Source organism: Formosa sp. F44 (genome assembly GCF_056238645.1).
In genome coordinates this window covers 61,124-70,744 of record NZ_JBWDLJ010000008.1, presented here as the reverse complement: position 1 = coordinate 70,744, position 9,621 = coordinate 61,124, and the positions used below count along the sequence as shown (strand labels likewise).

General features: G+C 31.3%; 10 protein-coding genes. 2 read left to right on the top strand and 8 right to left on the bottom strand.

Features of this window, described 5'->3' with window-relative positions; translation table 11 throughout:
* Window positions 1-471 precede the first annotated feature (471 nt).
* The 8 genes from AC0UBM_RS17880 to AC0UBM_RS17845 all read right to left on the bottom strand — a co-directional run bounded on the left by AC0UBM_RS17880 (window position 472) and on the right by AC0UBM_RS17845 (window position 6,729).
* Window positions 472-663 (bottom strand): hypothetical protein, encoded by a 192-nt coding sequence (locus AC0UBM_RS17880; RefSeq protein WP_475689560.1) that lies wholly within the window; start codon window positions 661-663, stop codon window positions 472-474.
* Window positions 664-820: 157 nt separating this feature from the next.
* A complete protein-coding gene (locus AC0UBM_RS17875) occupies window positions 821-1,450 on the bottom strand; it encodes an FEKKY domain-containing protein (protein WP_414037556.1) in 630 nt (209 codons plus the stop codon).
* Window positions 1,451-1,835: 385 nt separating this feature from the next.
* Window positions 1,836-2,288, bottom strand: coding sequence for a hypothetical protein (locus AC0UBM_RS17870; protein ID WP_475689559.1), 453 nt, complete (start codon window positions 2,286-2,288; stop codon window positions 1,836-1,838).
* Between the two features lie 249 nt (window positions 2,289-2,537).
* Complete coding sequence (locus AC0UBM_RS17865; protein WP_475689558.1) at window positions 2,538-3,446, bottom strand: SIR2 family protein; 909 nt, start codon at window positions 3,444-3,446, stop codon at window positions 2,538-2,540.
* Window positions 3,446-4,060: a DUF4145 domain-containing protein gene (locus tag AC0UBM_RS17860; RefSeq protein ID WP_475689557.1), complete on the bottom strand. Its 615-nt coding sequence runs from the start codon at window positions 4,058-4,060 to the stop codon at window positions 3,446-3,448. The genes AC0UBM_RS17865 and AC0UBM_RS17860 overlap by 1 nt, the downstream gene beginning before the upstream one ends.
* A gap of 163 nt (window positions 4,061-4,223) precedes the next feature.
* A complete protein-coding gene (locus tag AC0UBM_RS17855) occupies window positions 4,224-4,748 on the bottom strand; it encodes a DUF6933 domain-containing protein (RefSeq protein WP_114308696.1) in 525 nt (174 codons plus the stop codon).
* A 542-nt stretch (window positions 4,749-5,290) separates the two neighbouring features.
* The gene (locus AC0UBM_RS17850) at window positions 5,291-6,061 is read right to left on the bottom strand and encodes a hypothetical protein (RefSeq protein WP_475689556.1); all 771 of its coding nucleotides are present in this window, start codon (window positions 6,059-6,061) and stop codon (window positions 5,291-5,293) included.
* Window positions 6,062-6,270: 209 nt separating this feature from the next.
* Entirely contained in the window at window positions 6,271-6,729 is a 459-nt protein-coding gene (locus AC0UBM_RS17845) for a lipocalin family protein (protein WP_475689555.1), read from the bottom strand.
* Between the two features lie 131 nt (window positions 6,730-6,860).
* Between AC0UBM_RS17845 and AC0UBM_RS17840 the strand changes: the two genes are divergently transcribed.
* Together AC0UBM_RS17840 and AC0UBM_RS17835 are read left to right on the top strand one after the other, a co-directional pair.
* Entirely contained in the window at window positions 6,861-8,480 is a 1,620-nt protein-coding gene (locus AC0UBM_RS17840; protein WP_475689554.1) for a tetratricopeptide repeat protein, read from the top strand.
* Between the two features lie 169 nt (window positions 8,481-8,649).
* A complete protein-coding gene (locus tag AC0UBM_RS17835) occupies window positions 8,650-9,567 on the top strand; it encodes a hypothetical protein (RefSeq protein ID WP_475689553.1) in 918 nt (305 codons plus the stop codon).
* Window positions 9,568-9,621 lie beyond the last annotated feature (54 nt).

Here is a 9,621-nt window from a genome sequence, read left to right as displayed (position 1 = left end):
ATAAGCTTTTAAAACAGGCATTTGCCCTTGCAAAATCAGGATTGATTTATGATAAGAACTATAGAAGTATTTTAGTGAAAACAAACTAATAATTACTTGCTTTTTAACACAGTTCTTGGAAAGTTGCGTGCTTGTGTGCGAGGATTTTCCGAAGGAAAATCAGATGCAAGCAAGCAAAGCAACTAACATTGGTTTAGCATAAAACTAGCAATTTTTTATATACTGTGTTGTATGCAGTTTTTATTTTATTCGGTTGAGTATTATGAAATCATAATCTGTAAAATTTTCAGGTCTAATTCCATTTGAGCCTCTAGCAAACATTATTCGGTCATTTTCTAATACATCTATTATACAAGGCCAAACTAGTTGTCTTTCGGTTTCTAATTCCGTGAATATGAGGTCAACCGTAATGGGTGACTTGGTATAATCAACTTTATAAGTCAAACTGAATTTTTTTCCGTCTTTTACGAATTATTTTCCGCCTAATAAGTCAGTTCCAAACTTAATATATGCATAACCTTCATTGTCAAATGTAAAATATCCAACTTCATTTTTATCCGTTCCTTCCCATTCTCCGACTAATTTAAATTCAGAATTGAATTCAAATCCATTAAATGAGATTAATGAAAGACTAATTGCTAATGTTAATATCAGTTTATTCATACTGCTTGGTCAAATTGCATACAACGTTTCGTGTATGAGCAGTGGTGCGGTTCGTCACAGACAATTGTAAACAGATACTTGCCAGAGGAAAATCCGCAGGATTTTCCAAGTAGGTGAGGACAAGCCATTGCTTATACACATTGTTGTAAAACGTTTTTTATTTTACTCCGAATGGTTTTGTCGGCAATTCATTCATCCATTTCACTCCGTATTTTTTGTTTAAATAATCCGCAATCATTTGATTGTTTTCAGTTGCTTTTTTAAATGACAAAGGGTCAATTACACAATTCTCTTTGGTAAGTCCAATTCCATATTTTTCTTTAAATTCAAGAAACGCTTTAGGTATTGAATTGTCAATTCCGTGTATAATGAAGTTTAAATTTCCTTCCGAAATCCTTTTCTCAATTTGTTCATCCGATAGATTTGTGTCCAAATTCATAGGAAAAGAGAAAGATCTATTTTTAGAGGTCAATTCCGTTTTTTCAACTAAACGAATTGTTATTGTATATTTATTGTTTGTAATTCTTGAAGGATAATATGTATATGCAGTAAACTCGTCTGTTGCAAATCCGAATTGATATTTACCCTTACTAGGCAAAGTTATTTTAAAACTTTGAGTGTCTTTAATTTCAATTCTTTCATTAGTTTCGGTAATAAAAAATTCGCCAGAATTTAATTCTTTACCAGTTAAGTTCTCAAAAATTACTTCAGCGATTATTTCTTTTTCGGTCGCTTTAGAAACTGTGAAAGTCAAAGCTAAAATCAGAGCTATAAATATTTTTTTCATCTTTATTATTTTATTTAGTTCAAATATTCAATTCCTTTTTCTATAAAATAATCCATAATTAGTGAACTGCTCTTTTCGGTNAGAAACTGTGAAAGTCAAAGCTAAAATCAGAGCTATAAATATTTTTTTCATCTTTATTATTTTATTTAGTTCAAATATTCAATTCCTTTTTCTATAAAATAATCCATAATTAGTGAACTGCTCTTTTCGGTTAGTAAAACTGTTTCTTGGTTGAGCCAAATGTTTTACAACGGTCTTGTGTATGATTAGTGGCGTGTTTAAAACACTAAAGATAGCAAATTAAAACCAAATAGAAAATCCGTGAGGATTTTCGTAAATAGGCGAATACTAGCCATTAATTATACACGGTGTTGGCAAATCGTTTTTATTCCACAAGTATTTTATAAATCCCAGTTTGACTGTCCAATTCAAATTCTGAATCTGTTAAATTAATTTCATTATAATCTGTGTGACTGCAACAATCTTCAATTCTTTCTGCGTCAACGTAAAAATTAAAAATATGATTGTCAGATATGTCAATTTTTAGATTTACAATTTCAGTTACCCAACCAATTGAGCCGATTTGAATCAAATTAATATTATCTTCAGATATAAAAGAAAATTCAATAGATTTATTATTATTCAAATTGTCAGTTATCGTAATTTCATTAGAGTCAAACGTTTCGTTTGTAAATAAATTCTCTCCACTTTCTTTGTCGACAATCTCAAATTGAAAAGTTTGTGGTGGTGTAAAGCATAGTTGATTACAATCATCATCGTCTTTACAACCTTGGAATATTATTGTGAATAGAATAAGTAGTAAATTAATCTTTTTCATTTGTATTTAGTTTTTTTATGTTAGATGAGATTTCTCTCGAAAGGTTGCTCTCAAATGTTTGCCAACGGTTTGTGTATGAAACGTAGCGTGTACAAAGACGCTAATTTTTCAGATAAACACAGAGCCGAATTTTTATATTTTGTTTTTATCTTTTCTATTTTAAAAGCCAAATTTAAAAATTTGGCGGTCTTCGCAAATAAGCAGGAACCTTTGGATTTAGTACTTACTAGCTATGTTTTATACACTTTGTTATGTGCTGGCTATTTTCATTCTAATATCATCAATCATATCTCGATAATTACTTTCGTAACTACTTATTCTTGGAATATTAACTATCTCAACACCTAATGATTCAAAAAGACCTTTCTTCGATTCTTCTATTGAGTTACAGTAAAAATAAATCTTATTCTTTATTTTATTTCCGACTTCATTATCTCTAATTAAACGAGCTCTTTTCGTTAAAATCCACCATAAGTCAATTTCGCTAAAGTCAAATGAAAAGCCTATGATATATAAGTTTGATGTAAAAAATAGTTCTACCCAAGAGATTCCATCAGGTTCGTTTTCGTTTAGTTTTTCTTTAATTGATTTTAGTTTTATAGTTTTTCCTCCAATAATATATTCATATTTTCCTTTAATGAAATTGTCAATTTTTCCAATTTCGCCACAATAGTGGTCTAAGCCTAACATAATTGTTTTCGGATTTTTAATTTCTCCGTGAATATGCCAAATATTAGTTGATGGATTTCCATTTTCTATTATCTCAATTTTTCTTCTAATACTGTATATGTCTTCCGTGCTTTTATTCAAATATTCATAATTAAACTCCTTAGAAATCGAATCTCGAAAAGCATAATCATAATTAGTAGATAAATAGTTGTGTGCATTCAAAGAATACAAATCTTTATAAATTGAATGAGTAACAACTTTTTTATAAGCTTCAGCTATTTTTTCTTTTACTGAAGATTCTTCTTTTAATATGTTATTATCAATTTTTAATGGTCGTTCAAATAAAATTCTTTCATAAATCATTGTGTTCGGTAAGTCCGCATTCACAAATTGTTGAGAACCTTTTATTTCAGTCAAAAGTTGATCCCAAGATTGATTTAAGTCAGAAAGCCTATTTAGTCCATTTCCGAATAATATTGAGTTTATCATTATTTAGTTGGTTCAATCGGTTCTGTTGCTTCTTTTATTCCTCTTTGTACTTTAGAAGGTAATATAAATAAGAATTCCGCAAGAGCCAATGCAAAATCAACAGTCTTTTTTGCATCTTTTCCGTCTGGTAATTTAGCTTCTTCATCTGCGTGTCTTTCATCATTAGCGTCAAGTCTAACTTCGTGTGCCCATTCTGCCATTCCTGATGTTATTAGATGGTCTTCAGCTGCTTTATTTATCCTTGAATATAGTTTTCCAGCAGTATATCCTTTTTCTTTAAGCATTGCATCTATTGAACTTGCAGCAAGCATTATTGCTCCGGAAGGTGCGTGTAAACTATCAACTGCTTGATGAAGGAAAGCTTTTGCTTTATCAGGTAGACTATTGTCAATTTCTATTTGGTCAGGGAACATTTCCGATATCCATCCACCGTCTTGTTGTGCAGCAGCAGTAGTCACTCCGCCACATCTATTACATTTATAAATACCCCAATTTCTTAAGTTTGATTGGTCAAATGCTTTTGTTTGAAATTTATGAACGATAGTTATATTTGGATTTGCCACTCGACAGTGTGGACATCTTTCTAAAATTAAATGGCTTTGTAAATCTGGCATATTATTTTTTTTTCAGCTTGCACATAACGGTCTCGTATAACCGTCAGTTACGGGTTAATATGCGTTAATTTTCGGGTTGGTACAGACCTTAGCTATTCCGAGTGGATTCGGACGTAGTCGAATCCGCCGTAATTGCGGTTATACATTGTTGTACACCGTTTTTTTATTCATTTATTATTTTTCTCATTTCGTTTAGTGCTTTTGTAAAATCAGACATTTTTTTACTCTCTCCAATATGAATTGGAATATTATTTAGTCGATTTGTCAAGTCCTTTATTGGCATATTTTTTAATTCTCCATATTCCGCTTTCCACCAATCTAGTGACTGTAAATTTGCATTTTGAAATCCAGTTGTTTTTCGGTCATTGTCAGTTGGCAAAAAGTCAATTTTTCCGATTATAGAATTTAAATAGTCAAAGTCGGTTATTATTCCATCGTAAGTCAATTGCGCGTATAAAGCCTCTTTGAAAATTTGCTCAATATTTTTTAAATCCGTTGATTTAATGTCAGTCAATATTACGTTATATTTTGTTTTTCCGTTTGTGATTAACCAGCATTTTTTTCTGTCAACATAAAATACGGTTGCGTTCCATTTTCCAAGTATTCCACATTCAGTTTTTTCGTCAGTTGAAATTAATTTCTTAATCAACTTTTCAAGTTTTTTAGTAGTGTGTATTGTCGTTCGCATAAATGGTGTACAACGTCTCATGTATGGAAAGTGCGTGTTTGCGCGTGAGGATTTTCCGTAGGAAAATCAGCAGTAAGTAAACAAAGCACTGACCTTTAGATTATGCTCTAAATTAAGCATTTTTTATACATATTGTTAGCGGGCGTTTTATATTTAAAGATATTTATTGCGCAATACTATCCCATAACAAAAGTCATTCCGCCGTAAGAGTTTCGAAATGCTTGGTGATCCGCTGGGAAATATTGGGTAGGAGTGAGGTCAGTCATACGCAACAGTTGCGCATCGTTTGGATCCGATATTTGTTTTAAATTTTAATCGTAAAAAACTGATTGATTTTAAGGTTTTAAACCACTTTTGAGTTGATTTAATTGTTTGTTTTGAGCAGAGTGAGCAATGGCCGCTAACGGTTTTGTGTATGGTTAGTTGCGTGGTTAAGTAACTAATTTAGTAAACAAATACGAACCCGAGAAAATTCCGAAGGAATTTTCCAAATAAGCACTTGCCAAAGCAAGTAATTATACACGGTGTTGGCAACTGGCTTTTTATGGTCGAATAAAATCATAATTTCCATTTATTTCGTCCACATTCCAAGTCCGTTTAGGCAACTCTATATTTTTATTAAATTCTATTATTGTCAAAGATTTTAGTTTGTCAAACTTATAATTCGTTTGAATTCGTGTGTTTGATAAAAAGTAACTTCCTTGTACAAATTCTCCTTTTTCCTTTATGATTTTTTCTAATTCTTTCGAGTTTGTTTTTATATAAAATTCCCTTGAGTCGGCAAATCCAGGTTTTAGTTTTAATTCCACAATTCCGTTATTTTTCAAGATTGCGTCTACAAAAACAGTTCTCGAATAATCTTTGTCCATTCGGTCAAAAATTATGAAAGCAAAAAATCCAAGAGCAAACAGAATAGAAGTCAATTGAAATTTTATTCTATTCTCCGTTTTGTCTGTTAAATAAATAATTGATAATGGAATTAAGCTCAAAAATATTAAATAGGGAAGTAGCAGAACTAAAATCAAAATACTGTTCTGAAAATCAAAAGTCAAATATTTTCCGACTTCGTTTGTTAGTAAAATGCTATATGAAATCGAAGTCAGTAAAGTTAATAAAATTCCGAATTTCGTTTTGGCGAATACCAAAATTAAAGAAACAAATAACATTGGGTAAAGCAACAAATAAAAGTCTGTCGAATTGTCAATTCCGTATGCAAAAACAGTTACAGTTTGGGACAGAAAACTAATCAGTCCGACAATTGTCAGAATGATAATTATTAATCGGATTTTTTTCTGTTTTTCCGTCTGTTTCATTTTTCTTCAGCTTGTTGCCAACATACAAGTAAACGCACAGTGCATTTACTCCCATTATATTTATACCAAATATATTAAATAAATGTTTAGAGATTTAAAGTATAGTTAATAGGCTCTAGGCTTCTTTCTCACTTACGTGCGTACAGCTAGAAAAACGGGATGCAAACAAATTACCTGCTAAAGATTAATTCCATCTGGATCCCATGTGCTTATTGTCTGAGTAGTGTCATTTTAAACTCAAATTTATAAGAGGTTTCGTTATAACTCACTTCTTGCTCGCCGGTTAAGTAAAGTGTATCGCCAGTAACTTCGTATGTTGTTTCAACTTGTTGGGCGTCCATGTCTAGGTCGTTCTCAATTATAACTATCGTATTACCGTCTATACTATAGGTGCCAGAGCTTACTTCGCCAAGTGTATTAGAATTAGACGTAAATGTATTGTCGGATCTAAGCGTAATCAAAACAACGTCGTCTGCTTCCGGGCTTGTTATGGTATCGCTTATTAAATCGCCATTTAAATACTCTTTTTGTTGTACAGAGATTTCTTTCCAAGTACCTACTAAAGTGTTTTCATTCGGGGCACCATCATCGCTACTACAAGACGTTGAAAACATAAAGGCTAATACGGTGACTGTTAAAATAATTACGCGCTTAAAATTAAAATACATATCTAGTGTTTTTTAACCTAAAGGTAAATGAAATGGTATGTAGTTGTATGGATTAATTGCATTTTTTGTAGCCCTTTAATGCTTGTAAGCCCTTATTTTAATTAAATTTGATTTTCTCTCAAGACATACAAATGCACAGAATTATCTTTTTTATTTTTTTTATATACTGTAATGGTGGTTATGCTCAAACATCTTCAGAAACTTTAATTGACAGCCTAAGCTTAACCCAGGATCCATTAAACAAAATAGAATTATGTAAAAGAATTGCAGAGAAACTTACCGATAGTGATTGGGAAAAGGCGATTACATACTTAGATTTTGCTGAAAAAGAAGCTCAAGAAACGAAGTATTCAGAATTTAACTTAGCATCGGTTTATGTCGCAAAAGGAGAACTTTATGCCTCTAAGGATTTGCTAGATATAGCTCTGGATTATTTTCTGAAAGCTCAAGAGATTTATAAAGTTCAAAATCATGAAGCTGAAGCCATTAGGGTTGAACATTATTTGGCTATAATCTATGCGCAATTCAATAATAAAGAAAAGGCACTTCATTACTTTTTTAAATTATATGATTATCAAGTAAAAAATAACGATTCAATTAAGATTGTAAAGATTTTAAATAATATTGGAACGTTATATCTAAAGGAGGATTTAGATTCTGCATTGTATTACTTTAATAAAGGAAAACAAATAATTAGTACGTTAGACGATCATGCCTTATTAGGGTACATTACAACCAATTTGGGACGCGTTTATGGCTTAAAAGGAGATACAATTCAGGCTAATGCGTATTTTTCTAAAAGCATGAAGTTAGCACAAAATGCTTCCAATAAGAATTTTAAATTGTTTGCATTTGGCGCTTTTTCAAAATATAGTCTGCAAGAAAAACAATATGACAGCGCTATATACTACGCCAATAAGGCACTTGATTTAAATTCGGATAACGCATACAGTTTTAGTAATCAGAATACAGCAAATATCTTGTCTAAGGCCTATGAAGGTAAAGGAGATTATAAAACCGCAGTACACTATTTTAAACGCTACGACCAAATCAGGGATAGTTTAAATGTAGAAGAAAAGGCTGTTAATTTAGAGCGTATAAAATTAGATCAGGACTATAAAATTCGTTCTAAAATAAGTGCTTTAGAGGAAGAAAAGAAACGGTTTAAACTTTACATCGCAGGTTTAATGCTTCTGTTAGGTACTTTAGTATTAGGAATGTTATTAATTAGGTATAGAAATAGAAATATTAAAAGTCTGCTAGAAAAAGAACAGCTTAAGATTAAGCATCAGGATTTACACCAACATTTAGATTTAAAAAATAAGGAACTTATTGGCAAAGCCATGTCAGAAATCCATCGCAAAGAAATCTATAATCATATCTTAACCGATTTAAAAGCAGTTAAATTAAAGGCTGTTAAAAAGGAAACTCAGCAAGCCATAGATGTCATTTTACAAAAGCTTCAAAAAGATATGGATTCTGATATTTGGAAAGAATTCGAATTGAGTTTCGAACAAGTTCATAAATCTTTTTTTGAAAATTTAGCTTTACATCACCCCACTTTAACTCCTAAAGATCGCAGACTTTGTGCGCTTCTATTTATGGATTTAACCACTAAAGAAATTTCTCAACTAACCGGACAATCTTTTAAAACGGTTGAAAATTCACGTACCAGACTTCGTAAAAAATTGGAGTTAACTAATGAAAAAGTAAACCTTTCTACTTATCTGAATAGTCTATCAGTAAATTAAATTCAACTTTTTTGAAATTTATAAATATATGATTTTCAGCACACTAATTATGTTTGGTGTGCTGGTGTAGTGGTTGTTTTTAACTCTGTGAGTGTTTTTGTAATAGTTCATTTCTTTTCGAATATTGGCTCGCATCATAAATTGGTCTAAAATATAAACCAACCATACCATGAATCGTAACCAAAAAACAATTAAAGTTCAGAATTTGGAATTAATTTTGAACGATACTTTTTTTAATCATAAAGTAATATTAAACATAAGAGAAAAAATAGGTTCAATATTATGTTTAGCCTTTGCTTTAACATTATTTAATTGTGGATCGAGTACAACAGCAACAACTCAGAATACCACAGCAACTACCACCACTACAACTGTAGAAGCTAAAGACACCGATATTAGCGATAATTTAGATTTGGAAGCTGTTGCTTCTGTGTTTGGTGAGTCTAAAGATTTAGAGGATTTCGAAAAAAGACTAAACAATCCCGAAACTAAAATTTCTAATTTAGATTTAAACGAAGACGGTAAAGTAGATTACTTAAGAGTTTTAAGTTCTGAAAAAGGCGATGAAAAAGTAATAACAATACAATCTGTTTTGGCTAAAGATAAATTTCAGGATGTTGCGACTATAGACGTTAAGAAAGAAAACACGAGTGTTCAGGTCATTGGAAATTCCAATATTTATGGACCAAACTACTATATCTATCCTGTATATGGAGTGAATCCATTAATTATGGATTGGTTCTGGGGACCGTATTATTCGCCTTGGATTTCTCCTTTTTATTGGGGGTATTACCCATCATATTTCCGTCCATGGGGACCTTTCTCTCCATTCGCATATCATAATAATATAATTATACATGTGAATACTAAAAATGTGTATCATCATACTAATTTTGACCATCATCATGGTAATATGAATAACAATCATAATAGAAATGATCATTATTCAAATTCTACTAAACAATCATTCCAAAAACGAAATCCAGGAAACTATAATAAGCATAGCTTAGATTTAAATCGTGGAGGTACGTTTACAAGATCTAATTTTGGAGGAGGTTTTCGCGCAGGCGGAGGTTTTAGAAGATAATAACCTTATACAATCATTACTTTATTTCTATTTAAAAGGGCGTGCTAGTGACTT